The 24,905-nt window shown below is 59.8% G+C and carries 21 protein-coding genes and 6 tRNA genes; 10 read left to right on the forward strand and 17 right to left on the reverse strand.

Annotated elements, in window-relative coordinates; genetic code table 11:
- From ABD806_RS00005 to ABD806_RS00015, 3 genes are all read left to right on the forward strand, one after another.
- Positions 1–2,450: VCBS domain-containing protein (locus ABD806_RS00005; RefSeq protein WP_344953217.1), on the forward strand; the 2,450-nt coding region annotated here is incomplete at its 5' end.
- 9 nt (positions 2,451–2,459) lie between these two features.
- A complete protein-coding gene (locus ABD806_RS00010; RefSeq protein ID WP_344953222.1) occupies positions 2,460–3,803 on the forward strand; it encodes an efflux RND transporter periplasmic adaptor subunit in 1,344 nt (447 codons plus the stop codon).
- 31 nt (positions 3,804–3,834) lie between these two features.
- A complete protein-coding gene (locus ABD806_RS00015) occupies positions 3,835–5,922 on the forward strand; it encodes a site-2 protease family protein (RefSeq protein ID WP_344953225.1) in 2,088 nt (695 codons plus the stop codon).
- A 35-nt stretch (positions 5,923–5,957) separates the two neighbouring features.
- Here ABD806_RS00015 and lnt read toward each other — a convergent pair whose 3' ends face one another.
- The 5 genes from lnt to miaB all read right to left on the reverse strand — a co-directional run bounded on the left by lnt (position 5,958) and on the right by miaB (position 11,386).
- Complete coding sequence (gene lnt, locus ABD806_RS00020) at positions 5,958–7,454, reverse strand: apolipoprotein N-acyltransferase (RefSeq protein WP_425583080.1); 1,497 nt, start codon at positions 7,452–7,454, stop codon at positions 5,958–5,960.
- Between the two features lie 21 nt (positions 7,455–7,475).
- Complete coding sequence (gene corC / locus ABD806_RS00025) at positions 7,476–8,357, reverse strand: CNNM family magnesium/cobalt transport protein CorC (protein ID WP_344953231.1); 882 nt, start codon at positions 8,355–8,357, stop codon at positions 7,476–7,478.
- Positions 8,358–8,365: 8 nt separating this feature from the next.
- Positions 8,366–8,836: an rRNA maturation RNase YbeY gene (ybeY, locus tag ABD806_RS00030; RefSeq protein ID WP_344953234.1), complete on the reverse strand. Its 471-nt coding sequence runs from the start codon at positions 8,834–8,836 to the stop codon at positions 8,366–8,368.
- Positions 8,833–9,867, reverse strand: coding sequence for a PhoH family protein (locus ABD806_RS00035; protein WP_344953237.1), 1,035 nt, complete (start codon positions 9,865–9,867; stop codon positions 8,833–8,835). The genes ybeY and ABD806_RS00035 overlap by 4 nt, the downstream gene beginning before the upstream one ends.
- An 88-nt stretch (positions 9,868–9,955) precedes the next feature.
- A complete protein-coding gene (miaB, locus tag ABD806_RS00040; protein WP_344953240.1) occupies positions 9,956–11,386 on the reverse strand; it encodes a tRNA (N6-isopentenyl adenosine(37)-C2)-methylthiotransferase MiaB in 1,431 nt (476 codons plus the stop codon).
- 165 nt (positions 11,387–11,551) lie between these two features.
- On the opposite strand from miaB, the gene ABD806_RS00045 reads away from it, so the two are divergent.
- Positions 11,552–12,721, forward strand: coding sequence for an FAD-dependent monooxygenase (locus ABD806_RS00045; protein WP_344953244.1), 1,170 nt, complete (start codon positions 11,552–11,554; stop codon positions 12,719–12,721).
- A 95-nt stretch (positions 12,722–12,816) separates the two neighbouring features.
- Here ABD806_RS00045 and ABD806_RS00050 read toward each other — a convergent pair.
- The 8 genes from ABD806_RS00050 to pth form a co-directional block, all read right to left on the reverse strand.
- Positions 12,817–12,891, reverse strand: a tRNA-Gln gene (locus ABD806_RS00050).
- A gap of 8 nt (positions 12,892–12,899) precedes the next feature.
- Positions 12,900–12,984: transfer RNA gene (locus ABD806_RS00055), tRNA-Leu, on the reverse strand.
- 6 nt (positions 12,985–12,990) lie between these two features.
- Positions 12,991–13,067, reverse strand: a tRNA-Met gene (locus ABD806_RS00060).
- Positions 13,068–13,206: 139 nt separating this feature from the next.
- Positions 13,207–13,281 (reverse strand) — tRNA-Gln (locus tag ABD806_RS00065).
- Between the two features lie 47 nt (positions 13,282–13,328).
- Positions 13,329–13,403 (reverse strand) — tRNA-Gln (locus ABD806_RS00070).
- A 6-nt stretch (positions 13,404–13,409) separates the two neighbouring features.
- Positions 13,410–13,486: transfer RNA gene (locus ABD806_RS00075), tRNA-Met, on the reverse strand.
- 295 nt (positions 13,487–13,781) lie between these two features.
- A complete protein-coding gene (ychF, locus tag ABD806_RS00080; protein WP_344953247.1) occupies positions 13,782–14,873 on the reverse strand; it encodes a redox-regulated ATPase YchF in 1,092 nt (363 codons plus the stop codon).
- A 14-nt stretch (positions 14,874–14,887) separates the two neighbouring features.
- Entirely contained in the window at positions 14,888–15,484 is a 597-nt protein-coding gene (gene pth / locus ABD806_RS00085) for an aminoacyl-tRNA hydrolase (RefSeq protein ID WP_344953250.1), read from the reverse strand.
- 236 nt (positions 15,485–15,720) lie between these two features.
- Between pth and ABD806_RS00090 the strand changes: the two genes are divergently transcribed.
- Positions 15,721–16,449 carry a TSUP family transporter gene (locus ABD806_RS00090; RefSeq protein ID WP_344953253.1) on the forward strand — a complete coding sequence of 243 codons (729 nt, stop codon included), beginning with the start codon at positions 15,721–15,723 and terminating at the stop codon, positions 16,447–16,449.
- 75 nt (positions 16,450–16,524) lie between these two features.
- Here ABD806_RS00090 and ABD806_RS00095 read toward each other — a convergent pair whose 3' ends face one another.
- The 3 genes from ABD806_RS00095 to lolB form a co-directional block, all read right to left on the reverse strand.
- On the reverse strand, positions 16,525–17,472 hold the full coding sequence (locus tag ABD806_RS00095) for a ribose-phosphate pyrophosphokinase (protein ID WP_157953603.1): 948 nt from the start codon (positions 17,470–17,472) through the stop codon (positions 16,525–16,527).
- A 293-nt stretch (positions 17,473–17,765) separates the two neighbouring features.
- Positions 17,766–18,626 carry a 4-(cytidine 5'-diphospho)-2-C-methyl-D-erythritol kinase gene (ispE, locus tag ABD806_RS00100; RefSeq protein ID WP_344953261.1) on the reverse strand — a complete coding sequence of 287 codons (861 nt, stop codon included), beginning with the start codon at positions 18,624–18,626 and terminating at the stop codon, positions 17,766–17,768.
- Positions 18,626–19,198 (reverse strand): lipoprotein insertase outer membrane protein LolB, encoded by a 573-nt coding sequence (gene lolB, locus ABD806_RS00105; RefSeq protein WP_344953264.1) that lies wholly within the window; start codon positions 19,196–19,198, stop codon positions 18,626–18,628. Before lolB ends, ispE begins: the two co-directional genes overlap by 1 nt.
- Before the next feature lie 123 nt (positions 19,199–19,321).
- Between lolB and hemA the strand changes: the two genes are divergently transcribed.
- From hemA to kdsA, 5 genes are read left to right on the forward strand one after another with little or no spacing between them, the layout of a single operon-like run.
- A complete protein-coding gene (hemA, locus tag ABD806_RS00110) occupies positions 19,322–20,578 on the forward strand; it encodes a glutamyl-tRNA reductase (protein ID WP_344953267.1) in 1,257 nt (418 codons plus the stop codon).
- A 27-nt stretch (positions 20,579–20,605) separates the two neighbouring features.
- Complete coding sequence (gene prfA / locus ABD806_RS00115) at positions 20,606–21,691, forward strand: peptide chain release factor 1 (protein WP_344953270.1); 1,086 nt, start codon at positions 20,606–20,608, stop codon at positions 21,689–21,691.
- Complete coding sequence (gene prmC / locus ABD806_RS00120) at positions 21,691–22,533, forward strand: peptide chain release factor N(5)-glutamine methyltransferase (protein WP_344953273.1); 843 nt, start codon at positions 21,691–21,693, stop codon at positions 22,531–22,533. Before prfA ends, prmC begins: the two co-directional genes overlap by 1 nt.
- Complete coding sequence (locus ABD806_RS00125) at positions 22,527–23,333, forward strand: SirB1 family protein (RefSeq protein WP_344953276.1); 807 nt, start codon at positions 22,527–22,529, stop codon at positions 23,331–23,333. The genes prmC and ABD806_RS00125 overlap by 7 nt, the downstream gene beginning before the upstream one ends.
- An 8-nt stretch (positions 23,334–23,341) precedes the next feature.
- Positions 23,342–24,190 carry a 3-deoxy-8-phosphooctulonate synthase gene (kdsA, locus tag ABD806_RS00130; RefSeq protein ID WP_344953279.1) on the forward strand — a complete coding sequence of 283 codons (849 nt, stop codon included), beginning with the start codon at positions 23,342–23,344 and terminating at the stop codon, positions 24,188–24,190.
- Positions 24,191–24,427: 237 nt separating this feature from the next.
- Here kdsA and ABD806_RS00135 read toward each other — a convergent pair whose 3' ends face one another.
- On the reverse strand, positions 24,428–24,775 hold the full coding sequence (locus tag ABD806_RS00135) for a group II truncated hemoglobin (RefSeq protein ID WP_344953282.1): 348 nt from the start codon (positions 24,773–24,775) through the stop codon (positions 24,428–24,430).
- Between the last annotated feature and the right edge of the window lie 130 nt (positions 24,776–24,905).

A 24,905-nucleotide genomic window follows, 5' to 3' on the forward strand; every position in this document is an offset into this window, starting at 1 on the left:
CCGGCGCCGAGAGTGGCTCGGGCACGGCCGGCAGCGTTGGGACGGCCCTGGCCGGCCAGTATGGCAGCCTGACGATAAACAGCGACGGCAGCTACAGCTATGTGGTGGACGAGTCCAATGCCGCGGTGCAGGCGCTGCGTGTCAGCGGCCAGACCCTGACCGAGAGCTTCACTTACACCCTCACCGATGCGGGAGGGCTCACCGACAGTGCGACCCTGACCATCACCCTCGAAGGCCAGAACGACACCCCGGTGGCCCATGACGACAGCGTCACCGCCGTCGAGGCGGGCGGGGTGGCCAATGGTTCGGTGGGCAGCGCCGGTACCGGCAATGTGCTGAGCAACGATACCGATGTGGACGGTGGTGATACCAAGGCGGTCAGCGCCATCCGCACCGGCGCCGAGAGTGGCTCGGGCACGGCCGGCAGCGTTGGGACGGCCCTGGCCGGCCAGTATGGCAGCCTGACGATAAACAGCGACGGCAGCTACAGCTATGTGGTGGACGAGTCCAATGCCGCGGTGCAGGCGCTGCGTGTCAGCGGCCAGACCCTGACCGAGAGCTTCACTTACACCCTCACCGATGCGGGAGGGCTCACCGACAGTGCGACCCTGACCATCACCCTCGAAGGCCAGAACGACACCCCGGTGGCCCATGACGACAGCGCCACCGCCGTCGAGGCGGGCGGGGTGGCCAATGGTTCGGTGGGCAGTGCCGCCACCGGCAATGTGCTGAGCAATGATACCGATGTGGACGGTGGTGATACCAAGGCGGTCAGCGCTGTGCGCACCGGTGCCGAGGGGAGCTCGGGCACGGCCGGTAGCGTGGGGATGGCCCTGGTCGGCCAGTATGGCAGCCTGACGATAAACAGCGACGGCAGCTACAGCTATGTGGTGGACGAGTCCAATGCCGCGGTGCAGGCGCTGCGTGTCAGCGGCCAGACCCTGTCCGAGAGCTTCACCTATACGATGCGTGACGCAGGCGGTCTGAGCGATCAGGCGACGCTGACCATCACGATTGATGGCCGCAATGATACCCCGCTGGCGAGCGATGACAGCGGCAGTGCCATCGAGGCAGGTGGCCTGGCCAATGCTACGACGGGCAGTGCCGCCACCGGCAATGTGCTGAGCAATGATACCGATGTGGACGGTGGTGATACCAAGACGGTGAGCGCTGTGCGCACCGGTGCCGAGGGGAACTCGGGCACGGCCGGTAGCGTTGGGACGGCCCTGGTCGGCCAGTATGGCAGCCTGACGATAAACAGCGACGGCAGCTACAGCTATGTGGTGGACGAGTCCAATGCCGCGGTGCAGGCGCTGCGTGTCAGCGGCCAGACCCTGTCCGAGAGCTTCACCTATACGATGCGTGACGCAGGCGGTCTGAGCGATCAGGCGACGCTGACCATCACCATCGACGGTCGGAACGACACGCCGGTGGCACTCACCACCAACATCAATGAAAAGTGGAGCTTTGGTAAAGGCTATCACCGCGATATCTCCGTACTCTTTACCGACATCGACAGTGCGTCATATGGTGAAGACCTTGATTTCGTTATCAAGGGATTGCCTGCCGGCCTGAGCTATAACCCGGAAACCGGCGTTATTTCCGGTAAGCCGGCCGAGGTCGGTAAGTTTGTCATCACCTTGACGGCAGTGGACCAAGCAGGAGCCAGCGTATCCCGTGACTACTTGCTGGAGATCTTAGCTCCGCCGAAAGAGATACCCGTTACCCGGCCTGCAGGTAATGCCGACTTGCCGCCTCCCAGGGTGGATAATACTTCGGTTGTTAACGAGTCATCGCCGTTGCCACCAGGCCTGTTCAACCAGGGGGGGAGTCAGGATCCAACCGCCGGAGTTGGCTTTGTTTCCACCACCCCGGACGGGCAAACAGAAACCGTGTTGCTGTCGGAGGCCGCGGCACTGGTAGTGCAGACGACCGGTGCCGGCGGTAACACCACCATCAGGGCCTCGGTCGATGTCAGTGTCAGTGATACCGGTGAGGTGATTTTTACCGATATACAGCAGCAGGCCTTCGATACGATAGCCATGAGTATTTCCGGCATCGTTTCAACGGTCGATAATCAATTAACCATTGGTATCGCCGATGCGAAAGCCGGGCAAGGTCAGGTTTATGCCGGTACACTGCCGGATGGCGGCGCTTTGCCGGATTGGATACGGGTTGACCCGGAGACCGGCAATGTCACCGTCAGTTCGCCTGGGCAGGTAAAAGAGCTGGCTATCAGGATCCAGGCGGTGGGCAGCGATGGTCAGGTGCGTATCCTCGAGATCAAGCTGGACGTTGAAGCGCTGCTGCGCAAACAAGCGGAGCCGGAGCAAGCGTCGTCAGCGCCGCCGGTCACCGGCTTCGTGCCCCTAGCCGAGCAGTTGGCCGCCGAGGTGGATGCGATGGAAGGTTACGGTAACCGGTTGCTGAGCATGCTGACCACAGTGTAAGGAGTTGATGTGAACCAACAGGTTGCAGCTTTACTCGGGCTGGAACAACAATTGCGCAAGGCGGGCAGCCTTGCGCAGCTGTTTTATACCATTGTCAATCAGAGCCATAATTGTGTTCCCTATACCCAGGGTGTCTTGCTCCTGGGCGAGGAACTCCGCCACCTGCAGGTGGTGGCGGCCTCGGATATTCCGGCGGTTGACTATACCTCGCCGTTTGTTGCCTGGGTTGAACGTCTTGGACGACACATAGTATCGACGGAGTCTGCCCATCAGTTGCATGTATTGAATAGGCAGCAGGTACCTGAGGGTTTGCATAGCGAGTGGCAGGAAATGGCGCCAGAGCATCTGCTCTGGGTACCGTTACGGCTTGCCGCTCGGGAAGGGCACAGGCTCGGGGTGCTGTTACTGTTCCGCCCGGAGCCCTGGTCCGAACAGGAGTTGGGGGTGCTGGAGCACCTTTCCGGCACCATGGCCCATGCGCTGTTCGCACTGCAACGTGGCCTGCCGGTAAAACAGGTTCTGCAGCGCCTGCGGCAGCGAAAAGTGGTGCTGTTTGCCCTTTTGGCACTGTTGCTGGCCATGTGGATACCCGTCAGGCTCAGCACCCTGACACCGGTTGAGGTCATCGCCAGGGAGCCTCTGGTGATCAGCGCCCCGCTCAATGGCGCCATTACCCGACTCGAAGTCAATCCTAACCAGAGTGTGCAGGCCGGTGAGCCTTTGGTCCGGTTTGAGGATACCGAGCTGACCAGCGAGTATGAGATAGCCCAGCAGGCACTGCTGGTTGCAGAGGCCGAGCTGAAAACCGTGCAACAAAGCGGTTTTATGGATCCGGCACAAAAAGCGCGCCTGGCCGAGCTTGAGTCCCAGGTCAGGTTACGACAGGCCGAACTGGGTTATGCCCGCTCCCGTCTGGAAAAAGCGACGCTTAACGCACCCGGAGCCGGCGTTGCGGTATTGGGCGATCCCAATGAATGGAAAGGGCGACCGGTTAAGGTAGGCGAGCGCATCATGTTGCTTGCCGACCCCGGGGCCATAGAGCTGGAAATCATGCTGGCGGTGAAAGACTCCATTGCCTTGCAGCAAGGCGCGGAGGTAAAGGTCTTCTTTGATAATGACCCCCTGTCCGCCTGGTCGGCCCATATTCAGCATGCGGGCTATGAGCCCCAGCGCACACCCGATGATCTGATGGCATATCGTCTGGTTGCCCGGCTCGACGACCGGCAGCACACGGCGTCTCTCCCCAGGATTGGGACGCGCGGCACGGCAAAAGTCTACGGCGACCGGGTGAGCCTGTTCTTCTATCTGTTCCGCCGGCCCATTACCAGCGCCCGTCAATGGCTGGGTTGGTAAGACGATGACGGTCGGTGCAGTATTACCGTCATTGCGTCAAAATCTACGCTTGTTACCCGGGGTTCCGGATGAGGATGGCGCCCCGCGCTGGTTGCTGTTTGACCCGGTACGCAACAAGTATTTTGCACTGTCGGCCGAGGCGCTTTACCTCATCCGGCATTGGCGCGCCGGGCTGGCGGTCGGCAGCTTTTTGCTGGAGCTGAAAGAGCTGGGCCCTGACTACAGTGCCGAAGAGCTGGCGGCGTTTGTTGATTTTATCGTGTCGAATAACCTGAACGAGGCCCGCTCGGTCGAGGATTCCGCCCGGATTTATCAGCAGTACAGGGCTCAGGTGCTGGGCTTCTGGCGCTGGCTGATACATCATTATCTGTTTATCCGTATCCCCCTGTTTCGTCCTGACGCTTGGCTGTCACGCTGGGTGCCCCGTCTGAACTGGCTGTTTGCACCGGTGACCCATTACCTGGTGATCTCGCTCGGCCTGCTCGGGCTGGTGTTGGTGGTGCGCCAGTGGGACACCTTCTGGTCAACCTTTTTGCATTTTTTCAGCCTGGAGGGTCTGGCCCTCTATGGGCTTACCCTGGTGGTGGTGAAAAGCGCCCATGAACTGGGGCATGCGTTCGCCGCCAGGCGCCAGGGATGCCGGGTTGCATCCATGGGGGTTGCCTTCCTGGTGATGTTTCCGGTGCTCTACACGGATACTACGGATGCCTGGCGGCTCAGATCCAAATCGGCGCGGCTGCGGATAGTGACGGCCGGGGTACGTACCGAGCTGTATCTCGCCCTGCTGGCCACCTTTCTCTGGAATCTGTTACCCGATGGCCCCTTCAGGAGTGCCGCCTTTTTTATCGCCACCACCAGCTGGGTGACCTCGATACTGGTGAATATCAGTCCTTTCCTGCGCTTCGACGGCTACTATGCCTTTTCGGACTGGTTGGGCATCGAGAACTTGCAACAGCGGGCCTTTGCGTTCGGTCGCTGGCGCTTGCGTCAGCTCCTGCTGGGGCTGAAAGATCCCTTGCCGGAGCCTCAACCCCGGGGCAGGGCAAGGCTGATGGTGTCCTACGCCTGGGCGACCTGGCTGTATCGCTTTTTCCTGTTTCTTGGCATCGCCCTGCTGGTCTATCACCTGTTCTTCAAGGTGCTGGGCATATTGTTGTTTGCGGTGGAGATGCTCTGGTTTATTGTGCTGCCGATCTGGAGGGAAGTCAGTGTGTGGTGGAAACGCCGGCGTGAGTGTTCCATGGGAATGAGTCGTCTGTTGTTCTGGGTATTGGCGACGGGTTTGCTGATTTGGAGCCTATTGCCCCTGCATGTCAGTGTTCCAGTTCCGGCCATATTGAAAGCACAGTCCGAACAGACGCTGTTCGTCTCCGAGCCGGCGGCCATCGCTGAGGTGAGGGTTAAACAGGGGGATCTGGTCGAGGCAGGCCAGCTGCTGTTGCGGCTGGAGTCTGAACAGCTGAATTTTGAGTTGCAGCAGGTAGAGGAGGAAATCCGCCTTGCCAAGCTGCTGCTGGATCGCAGCGGCAGTTCTGCCCGTGAAAAAGCCGGCCGTGCCATTACCGAACAGCAATACCGGCGACTGCTGGAGCGGAGGACGGGATTGCTGGCCCGGCAAGGGAGGCTGCAGGTTCGAGCGCCGTTCGCGGGCCGGGTGACCCGGATTGAGCGGCTGCATCCTGGCGTATGGGTGGGCACCGATATGCCGTTGCTCTCGGTTGTTGACCCCACCCGAGTCCATGTTGAAGGGTATATAGGGGAGCAATATCTCGATTTGGTCGGTGCGGGGAGCAAAGGGGTCTTTATCGCCGACCGGCCGGGTGCGGCCGCCCTGGCGGTTGAGATCCGTGATGTGGATATCGGCGCCGTCTTTGCCCTGCCTTACGGGGAGCTCGGCTCCGAATATGGCGGCAACATTGCCGTGCGGCGTATCGCCGAAGACCGGCTGGTGCCGGAAGAGGGCCGTTACCGGGTCGCCATGGTGCTGGACGCTCCCATCGCGGCAGGCATCGATGCCCGCCTGCCCGGCTTGGTAAAGGTTGAAGGGGAACCGCGCAGTTGGCTGTGGTATCAGCTGCGCAGGATGCTGGCGATCCTTGTCCGGGAAAGCGGCTTCTGATCAAACAGGGCCCGTTATGAGGGCCCTGTATGGTCTTAGCGGATCACCGCCCGAAATTGCAGGCCGCGGCGGCGGGAAAGCCAGGCCGCACAGAGCAGGCTGCCGGCCAGCAGCAGCAGCAGGGGCGCGCTGCCGAAGCGGGCATAGGGCGTCAGCCCCCGGGTGCCCATCACCTCGACGCTCAGCACATTGGCCTCGAACTGGGGCAAGGAAGCCTGGATCCGGCCTTTTTCATCGGTGACCAGGGTCACGCCATTGTTGGTGGCGCGGATCAATGGCCGGCCCAGCTCCAGGGCGCGCATCCGGGCAATCTGCTGATGTTGCCAGGGGCCGATGGATTGACCGAACCAGGTATCGTTGGACACCGTTAGCAGATAGTCGGTGTCGGCCTTCATATTGCCGCGTACCAGGGAGGGAAAGGCCACTTCATAGCAGATAGCCACGCTGAAATGGCGGCCGGCCGCTTCGATGTCCGGCTGATCCTGGCCGCCCCGGGAAAATGACGACATCGGCAGGTTGAAGAAGGGCGCAATCGGCCGCAACAGGTCGCCGAAGGGCACGAACTCGCCAATCGGCACCAGTTGCTGCTTGTAATAGCGGTTGCCATTCTCCGGCTGATAGGGATCCTGGGTCTGCCCCAGGGCAATCACCGCATTGTAGACCGACTCCTGATCGGGACGGGTCACGATACCGCTCAGCAGGGCCTGACCCCGTTCGCGCATAAAGCCGTCGACCTGCTTCAGCCAAGGGGCCAGGTGTTGCTCCGAGGAGGGCAGCGCCGATTCGGGCCAGATCACCACATCCGCTTCGGTTAACGGCTTGGTCAGGGAAAAATGGCGATCCAGGCTCTGTTCCAGTTGGCCGGGCTGCCATTTCAGGGACTGGGCGATATTGCCCTGTACCAGGGCGAAGCGGCTGGCCTGGGTCGGGCTGACCCACTGGAGTTGGCCGGCACCGAAGGCCAATCCCCACAATGCCAGACTCAATATCAGGGGCAGCAGCCGGCGCTGGCGTTGCAGCAATAGCCAGAACGCACCGGCGGAGAACAGCAACAACCAACTGATGCCCTGCACTCCCAGTATGGGCGCCAGACCCGCCAGCGGCCCTTCCAGCTGGCTGTAGCCGAACCAGAGCCAGGGAAAGCCGGTCATCACCCAGCCGCGTAGCCAGTCCGCCAGGATCATCAATACCGGGAATACCAGCAGCGCCCGCAGCGGCTGTTGGCCGGCACAGCGGTTGGTCAACCAGAGGGCGAGGGCGGAATACAGGCTGAGATAGGCGGCGAGCAGGGCGACCAGCAGGAAGGCGCCGGGCAGGGGAATGCCGCCGAACATGGTCATGCTGACATGGATCCACCAGAGCCCGGGCAAGAACAACCCCATGGCCCACACAAAGGCGGTTTTCGCGGCCTGGCCGGGGGGAACATTCAGGCTGGTGAAACACAGTCCCAGCAGGGACACCAGCGCCAGAGGCCAGTAATCGAAGGGACTAAAGGCTAAAACGCCAAGGGCCCCGCTGAGCAGGGCCCCCATATACCGCAGATAGTTAGGCACTTATACAGATTCCGACGAGGAGGCTTCTTGGTTGTCGGGTATCTTAACCTGTAATTGCAGCAAACGTCGACGATCGGCATGGGCGACTTTGAACACAAAGCCGTCTATCTTGACCTGTTCACCCTTGGCGGGCAGGTGGCCGAAGGCATGCATCACCATGCCGCCCACCGTATCCACTTCTTCATCGCTGAAGTTGGTGTGAAAATACTCGTTGAAGTCTTCGATGTCGGTGAGCGCGGCGACGGCATAGACCCGCTTGCTGATCTGGCGAATCTCGTCGTTTTCTTCGGCGTCGTATTCATCTTCTATGTCGCCGACAATCAGCTCGAGGATATCTTCGATAGTGACCAGGCCGGACACGCCGCCGAATTCGTCTACCACTATGGCCATATGGTAGCGCTCTTCGCGGAACTCCTTGAGCAGCTTGTCGAGACGTTTGCTCTCGGGAACCACCACCGCGGGGCGCAGCACCTTGTCGATGGAGAATTCTTCTTCGGTGAGACCAAAACCGTAGGACAGCAGATCCTTGGCCAGCAGTATGCCTTCGATATGGTCCTTGTCTTCATTGACCACGGGGAAGCGGGAGTGGGTTGACTCGATGATCATGGGCAGGAAAGAGGAAACCGGCTGGGACTTTTCCACCGTCACCATCTGGGAGCGGGGGATCATGATATCCCGTACCCTGAGTTCGCTCACCTCCAGCACACCTTCGATCATGTCTTTGGTGTCCTGATCGATAAGCTCACGCTCACCCGCATCCATTATGACTTCTACCAGCTCTTCACGGCTCTTCGGTTCGCCCTGAAAAATCTGGCCCAGCTTTTCAAACCAGTTTTTCTTGACGGACGAACCGTTCTCAGAGTTCGAATTATCGTCGCTCATGGACCTTGTTAACCCTCATGTTCATCATCCTGATAGGGATTGGCGATACTCAGACCGGCCAGTATTCCTATCTCCTTAGATTCCATTATCTCGGCTTCGTCATCCTTAATATGGTCAAAACCGAGTAAATGCAAGCAGCCATGTATCACCATGTGCGCCCAGTGGTCGGTTAACGGCTTGTTTTGCTCCTCCGCTTCCCGTTCCACCACCTGGCGACAGATCACCAGATCGCCCAGCAAGGGCAGTTCAATCCCCGGCGGGGCCTCAAAGGGAAAAGACAGCACATTGGTGGGCTTGTCCTTGCCCCGGTAGTCGCGGTTGAGCGCCTGGCTTTCGGCCTCATCGACCAGGCGGACGGTCACCTCGGCCTCTTCCCGCTCGCCGGCCAGGGTGGCGCTCAGCCAGCCTTCCAGCTGCTGTTCGCTGGGCAGGCCCGGCGCCTCATCACAGGCGATTTGCAGATCCAGCCACAGGGTCATACGGGTTTGTCCTCGGCTGGCTGAACGGCACGTTTCTGCTTATCCTCAAAGGCTTCATAGGCACGTACGATACGGGCCACCACCGGATGGCGTACCACATCCTCGGCACGGAAGAAGTCAAAGGACAGGCCTTCTACCCCGCTCAATACCTCGATGGCGTGACGCAGCCCCGACTTGGCGTTGCGCGGCAGGTCGATCTGGGTGATATCGCCGGTGATCACCGCCTTTGAATTAAAGCCGATACGGGTCAGGAACATCTTCATCTGCTCGACCGTGGTGTTCTGGCTTTCATCCAGGATGATAAAGGCGTCGTTGAGGGTTCGGCCGCGCATATAGGCCAGCGGCGCTACTTCGATGACATTGCGCTCGATCAGCTTTTCGACTCGCTCGAAGCCCAACATTTCGAACAGGGCGTCGTACAGGGGGCGCAGATAGGGATCCACCTTCTGGCTCAGATCACCGGGCAGGAAGCCCAGCTTCTCACCGGCCTCCACCGCCGGGCGGGTCAGCAGGATACGGCGGATCTCCTGGCGTTCCAGGGCATCGACGGCGGCGGCCACCGCCAGGTAGGTCTTGCCGGTACCGGCCGGCCCGACGCCGAAGGTGATATCATGGCTGAGAATATGGGCGACATATTGGGCCTGATTGGGTGTTCTGGGTTTGATCAGGCCACGTTTGGTCTTGATCACCACCTCTTTGCCATATTGATAGCCCTCTTGCGGACTCTCGCCCTGCTCCAGCACATGGGCTTCCTTGATGGCCAGGTGCACCTGCTCCGGGGTCAGGTCGGGCACCGACTGGCCGCGCACCGGTTGGGTCTCGAGATACAGCCGCTGCAGCATCTGGCCGACGGCGCCGGCCACGGCCTTGGGGCCGACTATCTGAAAATGCTGGTTGTGGTAGTTGATTTCCACCCCCAGGCGGCGCTCCAGCTGCTTGAGGTTGTCGTCGAAGGGGCCGCACAGGCTGGCCAGGCGCTGGCTGTCGGCAGGCGCCAGTTCAAGTTCCAGGGTGGTGACGGGTCGTGTCAAAATAACTCCTGAATAGGGAATTAGGGAGTGGTGACTGGGGATTGGCAGAGGCTTTCCAGTCCTGCTCCCCAATCCCAACTCCCGGCAATTAAGGGGTAAAGGTGGCCACACCGGTTTCATCGGCCACGCCATCGGGGCGGCGGGCCAGGATGGTGCTGGGTGAAACCTGCACCCGCAGGCCCATCTCATCTTCACCACGGATAAATGTACCACGCAGGCTGTGAGGCATCACTTCGGTTATTTCCACATCGGCGAAGCCGCCGATCAGGGTGTGGGGACCGGTGAAGTTGACCACCCGGTTGTTTTCGGTGCGGCCACGCAGCTCCATGGGGTCCAGCTTGGAAGGGCCTTCCACCAGGATGCGCTGGGTGCTGCCGAGCATCTGCCGGCTGATCAGCTGGGACTGGTTGTTGATCAGGTTCTGCAAGCGGTAGAGGCGTTCTTTTTTCTCTTCCATCGGCACGTCATCGGGCAGATCGGCTGCTGGGGTACCGGGACGGGGGCTGAAGATAAAGCTGAAGCTCATATCGAAACCCACGTCCTCGATCAGTTTCATGGTCTTCTCGAAGTCATCCGCCTCTTCACCGGGGAAACCGATGATAAAGTCCGAGCTGATGGTAATGTCCGGACGGGCCTGACGCAGCCTGCGGATCTTGGACTTGTATTCCAGTGCCGTATGGGGGCGTTTCATCAGGGTCAGGATACGATCCGAGCCGCTCTGTACCGGCAGATGCAGGAAACTGACCACTTCCGGTGTGTCTTTGTACACTTCGATGATGTCGTCGGTGAACTCGATGGGATGGCTGGTGGTGTAGCGGATGCGATCGATACCGTCGATGGCGGCCACCAGGCGCAGCAGTTCTGCGAAGCTGCAGATCTCGCCGTCATGGGTCTCGCCCCGATAGGCATTGACGTTCTGCCCCAGCAGGTTGACCTCGCGTACGCCCTGCTCGGCGAGCTGGGCTATCTCATAGAGCACATCGTCGAGCGGGCGGCTGACTTCCTCGCCGCGGGTATAGGGCACCACGCAGAAAGAACAGTATTTGGAACAGCCTTCCATGATGGACACAAAGGCGGTGGCGCCGTCGGCGCGGGGCTCGGGCAGGCTGTCGAACTTCTCGATTTCCGGGAAGGCCACGTCTACCTGGGCGCCATGGCCTTCGAGCACGGATTTGATCATTGCCGGCAAGCGGTGCAGGGTCTGCGGGCCGAACACGATATCGACAAAGGGCGCACGGGAGCGAATGGCGTCACCTTCCTGGGAGGCCACGCAACCACCGACCCCGATCACCAGCTTGGGGTTGGCCGCCTTCAGCGGCCGCCAGCGGCCCAGCTGATGGAACACCTTTTCCTGGGCTTTTTCGCGAATGGAGCAGGTATTGAGCAGTAGCACATCGGCCCGCTCGGCGTCGTCGGTCAGCTGGTAGCCGTGGGTGGCGTCAAGCAGATCGGCCATCTTGGATGAATCGTATTCATTCATCTGACAGCCCCAGGTTTTGATATGAAGTTTTTTGCTCATGGCACTCTTTGATTACCGCAAGGGACATGCATTTTGAACCGGGCATTCTACTCTTTTATCGACCCACTGACTAGATAATATCCAGCCGCTCGAGCGGCAGATGCTCCCCGATTTTTCGGCGGATTTAGGGTAGAATGGATGAAAAATCCCGAGGTTATCCTACTTATGGAACGATGTGATCTGGCGATTATCGGCGGTGGCATGGTGGGGGCGCTGGCCGCCGGGCTGCTGGCCGCCACCGGTTTGGATATACGGTTGATTGAGGCGAAGACGCCGGGTCCGTTTGACGACACCCAAGATCATGACCTGCGGGTCTCCGCGATCAGCGCCGCCTCGGTGCGGCTGTTGCAGCAGGCTCATGCCTGGGAGCGGGTGCTGGCGATGCGCGCCTGGCCCTATCAGGGGCTGGAAGCGAGCGAATGGCAGGGCTTTGTTACCCGCTTTAGCGCCGCCGAGCTGGATGCGGAGTATCTCGGCTTCATGGTGGAAAACCGGGTGCTGCAGCTGGCCCTGTGGCAAGCCCTGGCCGACTGGCAGAATGTGACCCTGGAATGTCCCAATGGCCTGGCTGCCCTGCGACAACTGGATGACGGGGCCGAGCTGACCCTCTCCGATGGGCGGCGGTTACATGCCCGTCTGGTGCTGGCTTGTGATGGTGCCGAATCCCGTACCCGGCAGTTTGCCAGGATTGGGATTACCGCCTGGGATTATGCCCAGCACTGCATGTTGATCAATGTGTGCACCATTGATACGGCGCAGGACATCACCTGGCAGCAGTTCCATCCTTCCGGGCCCCGGGCCTTTCTGCCCCTGGGCGGAAATCGGGCGTCGCTGGTCTGGTATGATGCCAAGGATCGCATCGCCCAGTTGGCCGGGATGACCAATGAGCAGCTGGCCGAGCAGATCCATAACGCCTTCCCGGTCCGGTTGGGGCCGGTCAGCGTGCTGGACAAGGGGCACTTTCCGCTGCGGCGGCGTCACGCCAATGATTATGCCAAAGGGGCCGTGGTGCTGCTGGGAGATGCGGCTCATACCATCAATCCACTGGCAGGGCAGGGCGTGAATCTGGGCTTTAAGGATGTAGCAGTGTTAAGCAAATTGATCCATCAGGCGGTGGAAGGCGGCCAGGATTTTGCCGGACCGACGTTGCTGGCCGAGTACAGCCGGCAGCGCCGGCCCGATAACCTGCTGATGCAATCCATGATGGATGTGTTTTATCAGGCGTTCAGCAACGATCTGTTGCCGCTTAAGCTGTTGCGCAACCTGGGGCTGAAGGCGGCCGAGCACAGCGGCCCGCTCAAGACGGCGGTGATGAAATACGCCATGGGGTTGTGAGGGCGGGGATTGGGGATTTTCCAGTCCCGAATCCCTTCTCCCAAGTCCCAGAAAGCAAAAAACCAGCCCGAAGGCTGGTTTTTTGCTTTCTATAATGGCTGGGGTACCAGGATTCGAACCTGGGAATGGCGAGATCAAAACCCGCTGCCTTACCGCTTGGCGATACCCCAATTGTAAATGGTGCGGGAGGCGAGACTTGAACTCGCACACCTTGCGGCGCCAGAACCTAAATCTGGTGCGTCTACCAATTTCGCCACTCCCGCAAAGAGTGGTGGCTATGGCGGGATTCGAACCTGCGACCCCATCATTATGAGTGATGTGCTCTAACCAACTGAGCTACATAGCCACATAAGCATTGAGTCGCCTCAATGTTCAGCATGGGTCGAAGCTATCCGACACTGCTTAAAAATGGCTGTGGTGCAAGTCTTGAAACTGGGCACTGAGACCGATAGCAAAACCCGCTGTTCTCACAGCTTTTAGTAAAATGGCTGGGGTACCAGGATTCGAACCTGGGAATGGCGAGATCAAAACCCGCTGCCTTACCGCTTGGCGATACCCCAACAGTGATGGTCGACAGTTATAACACAAGTGTCAGCCATCTTGAAAATGGCTGGGGTACCAGGATTCGAACCTGGGAATGGCGAGATCAAAACCCGCTGCCTTACCGCTTGGCGATACCCCAACGAAATGGTGGCTATGGCGGGATTCGAACCTGCGACCCCATCATTATGAGTGATGTGCTCTAACCAACTGAGCTACATAGCCACTGCTTGCTTGCCGGTGATGTCGCATCACCGAACGGGGCGCATTATGCGTATCCGGCGTGGGAGCGTCAACCGTTTTTTCCCGAAAAATTGCCCTTCCTCAATCGTTTGGACAGAAAGTAAACGCGTCGTCGAGAGACTATACAAAACCCGGCGAGATTTACAACATCGGCGGGAATACGGCGTGATGGGCAAGGATAAGGTGAATGGTGAATCAGTGGGGAATGGGGAAGGTGGGATTGGTGATCGGGAGCAGGGGAATAGCATTGCCAGTCCCCGATCCCCGATCAGGTGGTTTAGACGTTAAACAGGAAGTTCATCACATCGCCGTCCTTGACGATATACTCCTTGCCTTCGGAACGCATCTTGCCGGCTTCCTTGGCGCCTTGCTCACCCTTGTAGGTGATATAGTCCTCATAGGCGATGGTCTGGGCGCGGATAAAACCCTTCTCGAAGTCGGTGTGGATCTTGCCGGCGGCCTGGGGAGCGGTGGCGCCCACCGGGATGGTCCAGGCGCGGACTTCCTTCACTCCGGCAGTAAAGTAGGTCTGCAGGTTCAGCAGCTGGTAACCGCCGCGGATCACCCGGTTCAGGCCCGGCTCTTCCAGGCCCATGTCGGCCATGAACTCAGCGGCTTCTTCCGCGTCCAGCTCGGCGATTTCCGACTCGATGGCGGCGCACACCGGTACCACTATGGCGTTTTCGGCGGCGGCAATCTCCTCGACCTGGGCCAGGTAGGGATTGTTCTCGAAGCCGTCGTCATTGACGTTGGCGATATACATGGTGGGCTTGATGGTGAGGAAGTTCAGGTAGTCGATGGCGGCCTTTTCTTCCTTGGTGAGCGCGACACTGCGCAATACCTGGGCCTGCTCCAGGGCGGGCAGCAGCTTTTCCAGCACCGACATCTCAAATTTGGCATCTTTGTCACCGCCCTTGGCTTTCTTGGCGTTACGCTGGATGGCCCGCTCGCAGGTGTCCAGATCGGCCAGTGCCAGCTCGGTATTGATGATCTCGATATCGTCCTTGGGCGATACCTGGCCGGCAACATGCACGATATTGTCATTGTCGAAGCAGCGCACCACATGGCCGATGGCATCGGTTTCGCGGATATTGGCGAGGAACTTGTTGCCCAGGCCTTCCCCTTTTGAGGCGCCCGCGACCAGGCCGGCGATGTCCACAAACTCCATGGAGGTGGGCAGGATGCGTTGGGGCTTGACGATCTCGGCCAGGGCGTCCAGGCGCTTGTCGGGCACAGGTACCACGCCGGTGTTCGGCTCTATGGTACAGAAAGGGAAGTTGGCGGCTTCGATGCCGGCTTTGGTCAGTGCGTTGAACAGGGTGGATTTGCCCACATTGGGCAGGCCCACGATACCGCATTTAAAACCCATGATAGTGTCCTGATTTATTTGGTTGAGTCGGCATTGAAGGCATGGAGGCGGTTCATAGCCCTGGTCATGCCGTCTTTAAACAGTATATCGGTGGCGCGCAGCGCCTCATCGACACTGGCCTCGATGAAGCCTTGTTCGGCGGCTGGTGCCTTGGTCAGCACATAACCGGCGACCTGGCTCTTGTGGCCGGGATGACCGATGCCGATGCGCAGCCGGTAGAAGTCCTTGCTGTTGCCCATGCAGGCAATAATATCCTTCAGGCCGTTGTGGCCGCCGTGGCCGCCCCCTTGCTTGAAGCGGGCGGTACCCGGCGCCAGATCCAGTTCGTCGTGGGCCACCAGGATGGATTCGGGCGGGATCTGGTAAAAATTGGCCAGGGCCGCCACCGCCTTGCCCGAACGGTTCATAAATGTGGCGGGGATCAACAGGCGTACATCCTGGCCGGCAATCCGCACCCGGCCGGTCCAGCCAAAGAATTTGCCTTCTTCTTTCAGCTGGCCGCCATGCTGCCTGGCCAGCTCGGTCACATACCAGGCGCCCGCATTATGGCGGGTATGGGCGTATTCGGGGCCCGGGTTAGCAAGCCCGACAATCAGTTCGATAGGGTGCATAGCGTGAGTCGGTCGTGAAAATAACGCCGTATTCTAATTAAGAAGCGGAATAATGACCACCTTGGCTGGCCTAATCCCCCGGAATTGGTATCATACGGCAAGTTGTTCACAATTTAACTTTAGTTTAGTTGTTAATATTGTAAACAAAAATATCCTCTTAACGTTAAATCGAGTTGTCATCAGAGCCCGGACGGTGCCTGCCGTGCCGGCCTTATTCTTTATCGGGACTCTGTACCATGCTGGAATTATTTGCCTGGGCCCTCCTGGCCGGGGTGGTCAATGCTCTGGCCGGTGGCGGCCTGTTTTTTACCCTGCCGGCCCTGCTGGGCCTGGGACTGCCGAGTACGCACGCGGTCGCCACCGCCAGCGTGGCATCCTGGCCCGGCTATATGAGTGCCTTCTGGGGGGTGCGCCGGCAGCTCGGCAATGGCCCCTGGCTGGCCTTGACTCTGTTGGGGCTCGGCGGTGGTGCGGCCGGTGCCTTTGCCTTGGTACAGTTTGACGCCAGCAACTTCAATTACCTGGTGCCTTGGTTGCTGCTGGGGGTCAGTGTGCTGTATGGCCGTCAGCTGCTTAGTCACAAAGGATCAGAAGGACCGCTGGCGATGCGGCCCCTGGCCTTGCCCTTGTTGTTCGGCGGGGCGTGTTACGGCGGCTTTTTCGGTGGCGGCCTGGGCGTGTTGCTGATGGCGATCACCGGCCAGGTGCGTCTGGGCTCAAACCTGCAGCAGCACGCCATCAAGCTGTATATCTCGGTACTGGCCAGCGGGGCAACCATCATAGTCTATAGCCTGTCGGGCCTGGTAGACTGGCATTCCTGTTTTCTTCTGGCCCTGGGCTACCTGGCGGGAGGCCGGTTTGGCGTCAGGTTGCTGGTATGGGTGAAGCCCAGGTTGCTGGCCTGGACCATAGTGCTGTTTGGACTGGGGCTCAGCGGCTACTATTTTATGCGGTTTTACGGCTAACATCCCAAATCCCAAATCCCAAACACAAAAAAGCCCGCGAGTTCGCGGGCTTTTTCAGGCTTCCAGCTTAAGCGCTTAGTGCTCAAACATGGCGGAGATGGACTCTTCATTGCTGATGCGGCGAATGGCTTCGGCCAGCATGCCGGACAGCGAAAGCTGTTTGACTTTGGACAGGGCCGCGAGTTCCGGAGGCAGCGGGATGGAGTCGGTGATGATCACTTCATCGATCACCGAGTCCTTGATGTTCTGGGCGGCAGTGCCGGAGAACACCGCATGGGTGGCATAGGCGAATACGCGCTTGGCGCCACGGTTTTTAAGGGCTTCGGCCGCCTTGCACAGGGTGCCGCCGGTGTCGATCATGTCGTCGACAATCACGCAATCACGGCCTTCAACATCCCCGATCAGGTGCATAACCTGGGAGACGTTGGCACGGGGGCGGCGCTTGTCGATGATGGCGATGTCGGTATCTTCCAGCAGTTTGGCGACGGCGCGGGCACGTACCACACCACCGATATCCGGAGAGACCACCACCGCATCCTGCAGGCCCTTGGCACGCATGTCTTCGAGCAGCACCGGGGTACCGAACACGTTATCGACCGGGACATCGAAGAAGCCCTGGATCTGCTCGGCGTGCAGATCGACGGTCAGCACCCGGTCAACACCTACGCTGGACAGGAAGTCGGCTACTACCTTGGCGGTGATCGGCACCCGGGCAGAACGCACGCGCCTGTCCTGACGGGCATAGCCAAAGTAGGGGATCACTGCGGTAATGCGGCCTGCGGATGCGCGGCGCAAGGCATCTACCATGACGATCAATTCCATTAAATTGTCATTGGTCGGGGCACAGGTAGACTGGATGATGAAGATATCGCCGCCACGTACATTTTCGTTGATCTGTACGCTGATTTCGCCGTCGCTGAAGCGGCCGACATCGGCTGCACTCAGTTTGATAAAAAGACGATCGGCGATACGTTGGGCGAGTTCCGGCGTTGCATTACCAGCAAACAGCTTCATGTCAGGCACGGTGTAAAACCTCGGGGTTGCTTCATGGGTGGCGAGGCTGGACGGGGCCGTGAACCCGTATACAGACGATAATATTGCCTGCTATCCAGCCTGATTTTTTTGAATTCTAGTCTTGTTTGTGAATAACTGCAGGTGGCCGGAACGCAAGAGTATCGGGCGGCCAGTCGGTTTACACCTGCCTGTTCTGCAAACATCACTTATTGGCAACGGACGGCCCTTTTCACCGGGGAGAACGCGGGCCCTTTCCCTCGTTCCGTGATCGCTGCCTTACGCCAGCCTTAGTGGCAAGCTCGTTATTGCGGGCCTCGGTCAGGGGCGTTCAAAGCGTCGAAAAGAGGCGATATATTGCACCCTTTGGCGACAAAACCCGTGACCGAATCAGGTACCTGCGCCAGTACTTTTTCGGCCGCAGGGCGGCTGTCGAAGGTGGCGAAAATACAGGCACCCGTGCCCGTCATTCTTGACGGCGCGTATTCTAGCAACCAGCCAAGGAGCTTGGCAACCTCGGGGTGTCGCTTTTTAACCAGCGCCTCGCAATCGTTTTCCCAGGGCAAGAGCAGGCGTTGCTCCAGCGATAACGAGGGGCTGTTCCTGGGCAGATCCGGATCGGTAAATATGGCCGCCGTCGCCACCGAAACGCCCGGACTCAGCACCAGATACCAGGGCTCGGGCGGGGTGGCGGGAGTCAGGATATCGCCTACGCCTTCGGCAAAGGCGGCCTGGCCCTTGACGAACACAGGCACATCGGCGCCCAGGCTCAGGCCAAGGGTGGCCAGCTGCTCTTGAGCCAACCCCAGCTCCCAGAGCCGATTTAACCCTACCAGGGTGGTGGCGGCATCGCTGGAACCGCCCCCCAGGCCGCCGCCCATCGGCAGGCGTTTATCCAGTTCGATCCGGGCCCCCAGAGGGCAACCCGTGTGTTGCTGCAGCAGGCGGGCGGCCCTGAGTATCAGGTTATCCTCGGTCGCGACTCCGGGCAGGGCGGGGGACAGGGCCAGGCTGCCGTCTGTGGTTGGGATAAAGGTCAGGGTGTCGCCGAAGTCGACAAACTGAAACAGGGTCTGCAAGTTATGATAGCCATCATCCCGACGCCCGGTGATATACAAAAACAAATTCAGCTTGGCCGGTGCCGGCAGGCTCAGGGTCCGGCCCATCACAACAGCTCCCACTGGCTGATGGCCAGCCGCAGCGTGGTGTCGGCATGGGTCAGGGTGAGGCGGCTGGGCAACCAGAGGCCGTCAATCCGGGTATAGCCTAGGTATTCCAGGCGCCAGTCGTTGGACACCAGTATCTTCGGCCGACCGTCGTCGTCATATTCCACCCTATCTGCTTCACCGGGCAACCCCTTGATCCAGTTGGACAACTGCTCGACCGGCAGATCCCAGCCGGTCAGCCGGAACACCAGGTCCCGGGCGCTGTCGGCACTATGACGCCGGCCCTCGCTGTCGGTCAGCACTATCTGCCGCCGCTGGCGGTTTAGATCAAATACCCGTTTGCCGACCACATTGGTCAGGTTGAGCCGGTAGTCATCCTGGTTCTGGCGCCAGAACAGGCTCAGGCTGCCTCGCTCGTCGGGAGTGATAATCCCCAGGCGGGCGGACAGTTCCCACTGTTGCAGCTTGGCCAATGCCGCCTGCTGGGCCTGCCAGGATCCGGCTGGAGCTTCAACTGCCCGATAGGCGCAACCGGAAAGCGCCAGCACCAGGGATAACAACAGAAAACGCACGACAGACTCCAGGCAAGGATTTTGCGCAAGTATAAGGGTAGAGAGGGCGGCTTTTAAAGCCCTACCCTTTCTCGTACAATGGTCGGCTATTCCGAAAGATGTTGTGAGCCATATAAAACCCTCATGAGCCTGCTGGTACTGGGAATCAATCATAAGACAGCTTCCGTCGCCCTGCGTGAGCGGGTGGCCTTCGGCCCGGATGTGGGGCCCAGGGCCCTGGGCGAGCTGATGCTCACCCGGGGGGTGGAGGAGGCGGTGATCGTGTCTACCTGCAATCGCACCGAGTTGTATTGCTCCCTGAACGAGGGGGAGGGTGAGCAGGTGCGCCACTGGCTGCAACAGTTTCACCGGCTGGACGGCGATGAGCTGACCTCCTGCCTGTATCAGCACCATGGCGAAGAGGCCGTGCGTCACCTGATGCGGGTCGCCTGCGGCCTGGATTCCCTGGTGCTGGGTGAACCGCAGATCCTCGGGCAAATCAAGCAGGCCTACAGCCAGTCCCACCAGGTGGGCAGCCTCAGGGGGATACTGGAGCGGTTATTCCAGAAATCCTTTTCGGTGGCCAAGCGGGTACGCACCGAAACCGAGATCGGTGCCAGCGCCGTTTCTGTCGCTTTCGCTGCGGTCAACCTGGCCAAGCGGATCTTTTCCGATTTAAGCAACACCCGGGTGCTGCTGGTCGGCGCCGGCGAGACCGTCGAGCTGGTGGCTCGTCATTTAAAAGAGCAGTCGGTGACCCGTATGATGGTCGCCAACCGCACCCTGGAGCGGGCCCAGGGCCTGGCCCAGGAGTTTGGTGCCCAGGTGATGACCCTGGAGCAGATCCCGGAATATCTGTCCCAGGCCGATATTGTGATCAGCTCCACCGCCAGCCCGCTGCCGATCATCGGTAAGGGCATGGTGGAGCGGGCGCTCAAGGCCCGTCGCCATAACCCCATCCTGCTGGTGGATATCGCGGTGCCCCGGGACATAGAGCCGGAGGTAGACGAGCTGGGTGATGCCTATCTTTATACGGTCGACGATCTGCAGGGCATTATCGAGCAGAACCAGGAAGCCAGAAAACGGGCCGCCGGCCAGGCCGAGCGTATTATCCTGGAAGAGCGGGATGCCTTTATGGGCTGGTTCCGCTCCCTCCAGTCGGTGGATCTTATCCGAGACTACCGGGCCCAGGCCGATGTGGTGCAGCAGCAGGAGCTGGAGCGGGCTTTGCAGTCCCTTGCCCAGGGCGAGGAGGCGGCCAAGGTGGTGCGGCAGCTGGCCCGGCGGCTGACCAACAAGTTGATACATACCCCTACCCAGGCCCTTGGCCAGGCAGGCAAGGACGGCGATCAGGAAATGCTGGCCGTGCTGGCCCAAAGCCTGGGCATTAATCAGCGTTAATACAGCCGACAGCGGCGAGACACCATAATGAACATATCGATACTGAAAAAACTGGAAGGCCTGCTGGAGCGTTATGAAGAGGTGCAGGCCCTGCTGGGTGAGCCTGCGATCATCAATAATCAGGAAAAATATCGGACCTTGACCCGTGAATATGCCCAGCTCGAAGATGTGGTCGGCTGTTTTCGCCGTTATCAACAGGCCCAAGAAGATCTGACCGCGGCCGAAGAGATGTTGGCGGAAGAGGATAGCGAGTTGAGAATGATGGCGGCAGAAGAAATCGATAGTGCCAGGATCACCATAGAGACCCTGAGCCACGAGCTGCAGATCCTGCTGTTGCCCAAGGATCCGAAAGACGACAATAACTGTTTCCTGGAGATCCGCGCCGGTGCTGGCGGTGACGAGGCGGCCATTTTTGCCGGTGACCTGTTCCGGATGTACAGTCGGTATGCCGAACAGCAGCGCTGGCGGCTGGAAGTGGTCAGTGCCAGCGAGGGTGAACACGGCGGTTTCAAGGAAATCATTGCCCGTATCGAGGGCCCGGGTGTCTATGGCAGGCTCAAGTTCGAGTCCGGTGGTCACCGGGTGCAGCGGGTACCTGAAACCGAATCCCAGGGGCGTATCCATACCTCCGCCTGTACCGTCGCCGTGCTGCCGGAGGTGCCGGAGACGGAGGCGCCGGAGATCAACAGCGCCGATCTCAAGGTTGACACCTTTCGCGCCTCCGGTGCCGGTGGTCAGCACGTCAACAAGACCGACTCCGCCATCCGCATCACCCACCTGCCCACCGGCATGGTGGTGGAGTGCCAGGACGAGCGTTCCCAGCATAAGAACCGTGCCAAGGCGATGGCGGTGCTGGCCTCGCGCCTGGCCCAGATGGAGCAGGACAAGCGCCATGCCGAGGAGCAGAGCACCCGCCGCAACCTGCTGGGTTCGGGCGACCGTTCGGATCGGATCCGCACCTATAATTACCCCCAGGGGCGGGTATCGGATCACCGTATCAACCTGACCCTGTACCGGCTGAACGAAGTGCTGGAAGGCCAACTGGATATGCTGACCCAACCGATAGTGCAGGAATACCAAGCCGATATGCTGGCTGCGCTGGCGGAACACTGATGCGCCTGGACGCCCTGAAACAACAGCTCCGCCGACGGCTGCACGAGAGTGAATCGGCCGCGCTGGATACCGAGCTGCTGTTGTGCCGGGTGCTGGGTAAACCGCGCAGCTTTTTGCTGACCTGGCCCGAATTCGAACCGGATGAAGCCCAGCTGGTGGCACTGGAAGCCCTGGTGCAACGCCGGCTTAACGGCGAGCCGATGGCTCATATTCTGGGCGAAAAGGAGTTCTGGTCGCTCAGCCTGGAAGTGTCGGCCGCTACCCTGATCCCCAGGCCGGATACGGAAACCCTGGTGGAAGCCGCCTTGTCCCGCCTGCCGGAAAGGCCGGCCACCCTGGTGGATCTGGGGACCGGCACCGGTGCCATTGCCCTGGCACTGAAGAGCGAACGGCCGCAAGACAAGGTATGGGCGGTGGAGTTTAATTCACAGGCGGCGGCCCTGGCGCGCCGCAACAGTGCCCGCCTGGGTTTGCCTATAGAGGTGAAACAGGGCAGCTGGTTTGCACCCCTGACCGGTTTGCGCTTCGATATGATAGTGTCCAATCCCCCCTATATCGATGTCGCCGATCCTCACCTGCACGCCGGCGATGTGCGTTTCGAGCCGGCCTCTGCCCTGGTGGCCGGACAGCAGGGGATGGCGGATCTGATTACGCTTATTATTCAGGCTCCCGATTTCTTGCAGCAGGGTGGCTGGTTGTTGCTGGAGCATGGTTGGCAGCAGGGGACGGCGGTGCGCCAGAGCTTTGTCGAACGGGGTTATAAACAGGTAGAGAGTCTACGGGATCTGGGGGGACAGGAGCGCGTCACCCTGGGGCGCTGGCCCGGGGAGGAACTATGTTGAAAAGCAAGGTAAGCAGCCACTGGCAGACGTTGAATGAACGCAGCCTGATGACCCTGGCGCTGGACGTGGTGGAAAGTCTCTATGGTTGTAAGGTCAGGGATAAGGCAGAATTCCGGCTGCTGGAGCTGGAATTGACGCTGGTCCAACAGCTGGGCGCCGAACCGGATGCGAATGAACTGCTTGAGGGCTTGTATCGGCAGCAGGGCTTTAGCGGGGACTGGGAACGTTTTTTCTCCATCGATAATGCCTTGTTGGATCGGGTGCTGGAGCGGCGTAAGGGACTGCCGGTGACCCTGGGAATATTGCTGCTGCACCTGTGTGACAGGCACCGGATCCGCGCCGAAGGCATCTGTTTTCCCGGCCATTTCCTGGTGCGCCTGTGGCGGCAGGGAGAAGCGCAGATCATCGATCCCTTCACCGGCCGGAGGCTCGAGCCCGGGGAGATGGAAAAACTGTTGCGCGGCACCTTGGGCAACCTGGCCAAGGTCACTCCCGAGCATCTGCAGGCGGCGGACAAGGCCGATATCCTGGAGAGGCTGATCAACGTCACCAAGGCCGCCTTCCTTTTTGATAAGCAGTTTTCCCAGGCCCTGGCCTGCAGCCAGCTGTTGCTGCTGCTCAAGCCGGAATGCCCCTATGAAATCCGTGACAGGGGGTTTTTGTTCGAGCAGCTCGACTGCGATCAACTTGCCGCCAAGGATTTTGAATTTTTTATCCAGCACTGTCCCGATGATCCGATCGCCGACGTGCTGCAAGCCCAGATAGCGGCCCTCGATCTGGGCCCTCACACCCTCCATTAGGAGCCGAGATGAAAACCGTAACTATCGATCAGATTTCCGTTGCCAACGACAAGCCCTTCGTGCTGTTTGGCGGCATCAATGTACTGGAGTCCCGGGAGCTGGCGTTGAAGGCCTGCGAGCACTATGTGCAGGTGACCGACAAACTGGGTATTCCCTATGTGTTCAAGGCCAGCTGGGACAAGGCCAACCGTTCTTCCATCCATTCCTTCCGTGGTCCGGGCCTGGAAGAGGGCATGAAGCTGTTGGCCGAGATCAAGGATACCTTCAAGGTACCGGTGATCACCGATCTGCACGAGCCCTGGCAGGCGGCAACCGTGGCGGAGGTGGCCGATGTCATCCAGCTTCCGGCCTTCCTGGCCCGCCAGACCGATCTGGTGGAAGCCATGGCCAGGACCGGGCGGGTGATCAACATCAAGAAGCCCCAGTTTTTAAGCCCGGGGCAGATGAAGAACATTGTCGACAAGTTTATCGAGTGTGGCAACGACCAGCTGATCCTGTGCGAACGGGGTGCCAATTTTGGTTACGATAACCTGGTGGTAGACATGCTCGGTTTCGGGGTAATGAAAAAAGCCACCGGCGGCGCGCCTATCATCTTTGACGTGACCCACGCCCTGCAATGCCGGGATCCTCTGGGCGAGGCCTCCGGCGGGCGCCGGGAACAGGTGGTGGATCTGGCCCGTGCCGGTCTGGCCACCGGACTGGCCGGCCTGTTCCTGGAGGCTCACCAGGACCCCGATCGCGCCAAGTGCGATGGTCCCAGCGCCCTGCCGCTGGCCAAGCTCGAACCTTTCCTGGCTCAGCTCAAGGCCCTGGATGAGCTGGTGAAAAGCTTCGCGCCGCTGGATACGACGAGCTAAAAGCCAGCAGCCAAAAGCTGGAAGTGGGAAGCTGACCTCCTTGAGCTTCCTATTGCTGCCGTGGGTCAGGTTTCAACTTGACAGTTTGTTGTCAGAATAAATTGTGACCCACAAAATGCCGCTCCCCATTCCCTGTTCTAACCGTTGTCGGCCCCAGGCACGACCTACGGACTTGCCGCTTCAGTCCTGATTGCGGCAGCGTTCGGCCGGCACGCTTAAGGCGCGCAACAGGTATTCTCAGAACTCCTCGGCAAACGGTTGTTGTTCCAGGGCCTCGGCCATGCAGGCCAGCCAGGTGTCCCGTTCGGCTACGCCGATGGCTAGGTGGCGATGCGCCTGGGGTATGCTGATGGGGCCGTATTTTTCCCGGTACAGCGAGGGGCCGCCCAGCCAGCCGCACAAAAAGCGGGCCAGCTTGTCTTTGCTTGCGGTTAGGTCCTGGGGATGCATGGCGCGGATATGGGCCGCATCCGGGCGCTGGTCCATGGCGCGGTAAAAGTCTTCTACCAGCCGGCGGAGGCCGGGTTCGCCACCGGCGGCCTGGAAAGAGGAATCACCCTGCCCGTAGGCGGAAGTCAATAACATCTATGGCTCCTGAGCCGATATCTCAAATGCCGGTCATTATATAGCAAGAATGCGCGGCCTGTACCCAGCGCATCGTTGTGGGAGTGGCGACCCAGCCGCGATGGTGTTTGATATGGCCTGCGGCCAATCG

The sequence above is a fragment of the Zobellella aerophila genome, assembly GCF_039539325.1.
In the GTDB taxonomy this organism is placed as follows: Bacteria; Pseudomonadota; Gammaproteobacteria; order Enterobacterales; family Aeromonadaceae; genus Oceanimonas; species Oceanimonas aerophila.

Excerpts from the sequence above, each read along its gene's own strand:
- lnt (WP_425583080.1), bottom strand. The coding sequence starts at position 7,454 with ATGGGGGCCCTGCTCAGCGGGGCCCTTGGCGTTTTAGCCTTTAGTCCC.
- corC (WP_344953231.1), bottom strand. The coding sequence starts at position 8,357 with ATGAGCGACGATAATTCGAACTCTGAGAACGGTTCGTCCGTCAAGAAA.
- ybeY (WP_344953234.1), bottom strand. The coding sequence starts at position 8,836 with ATGACCCTGTGGCTGGATCTGCAAATCGCCTGTGATGAGGCGCCGGGC.
- miaB (WP_344953240.1), bottom strand. The coding sequence starts at position 11,386 with ATGAGCAAAAAACTTCATATCAAAACCTGGGGCTGTCAGATGAATGAA.
- ABD806_RS00045 (WP_344953244.1), top strand. The coding sequence starts at position 11,552 with ATGGAACGATGTGATCTGGCGATTATCGGCGGTGGCATGGTGGGGGCG.
- ychF (WP_344953247.1), bottom strand. The coding sequence starts at position 14,873 with ATGGGTTTTAAATGCGGTATCGTGGGCCTGCCCAATGTGGGCAAATCC.
- pth (WP_344953250.1), bottom strand. The coding sequence starts at position 15,484 with ATGCACCCTATCGAACTGATTGTCGGGCTTGCTAACCCGGGCCCCGAA.
- ABD806_RS00090 (WP_344953253.1), top strand. The coding sequence starts at position 15,721 with ATGCTGGAATTATTTGCCTGGGCCCTCCTGGCCGGGGTGGTCAATGCT.
- ispE (WP_344953261.1), bottom strand. The coding sequence starts at position 18,626 with ATGGGCCGGACCCTGAGCCTGCCGGCACCGGCCAAGCTGAATTTGTTT.
- hemA (WP_344953267.1), top strand. The coding sequence starts at position 19,322 with ATGAGCCTGCTGGTACTGGGAATCAATCATAAGACAGCTTCCGTCGCC.
- prfA (WP_344953270.1), top strand. The coding sequence starts at position 20,606 with ATGAACATATCGATACTGAAAAAACTGGAAGGCCTGCTGGAGCGTTAT.
- prmC (WP_344953273.1), top strand. The coding sequence starts at position 21,691 with ATGCGCCTGGACGCCCTGAAACAACAGCTCCGCCGACGGCTGCACGAG.
- ABD806_RS00125 (WP_344953276.1), top strand. The coding sequence starts at position 22,527 with ATGTTGAAAAGCAAGGTAAGCAGCCACTGGCAGACGTTGAATGAACGC.
- kdsA (WP_344953279.1), top strand. The coding sequence starts at position 23,342 with ATGAAAACCGTAACTATCGATCAGATTTCCGTTGCCAACGACAAGCCC.
- ABD806_RS00135 (WP_344953282.1), bottom strand. The coding sequence starts at position 24,775 with ATGTTATTGACTTCCGCCTACGGGCAGGGTGATTCCTCTTTCCAGGCC.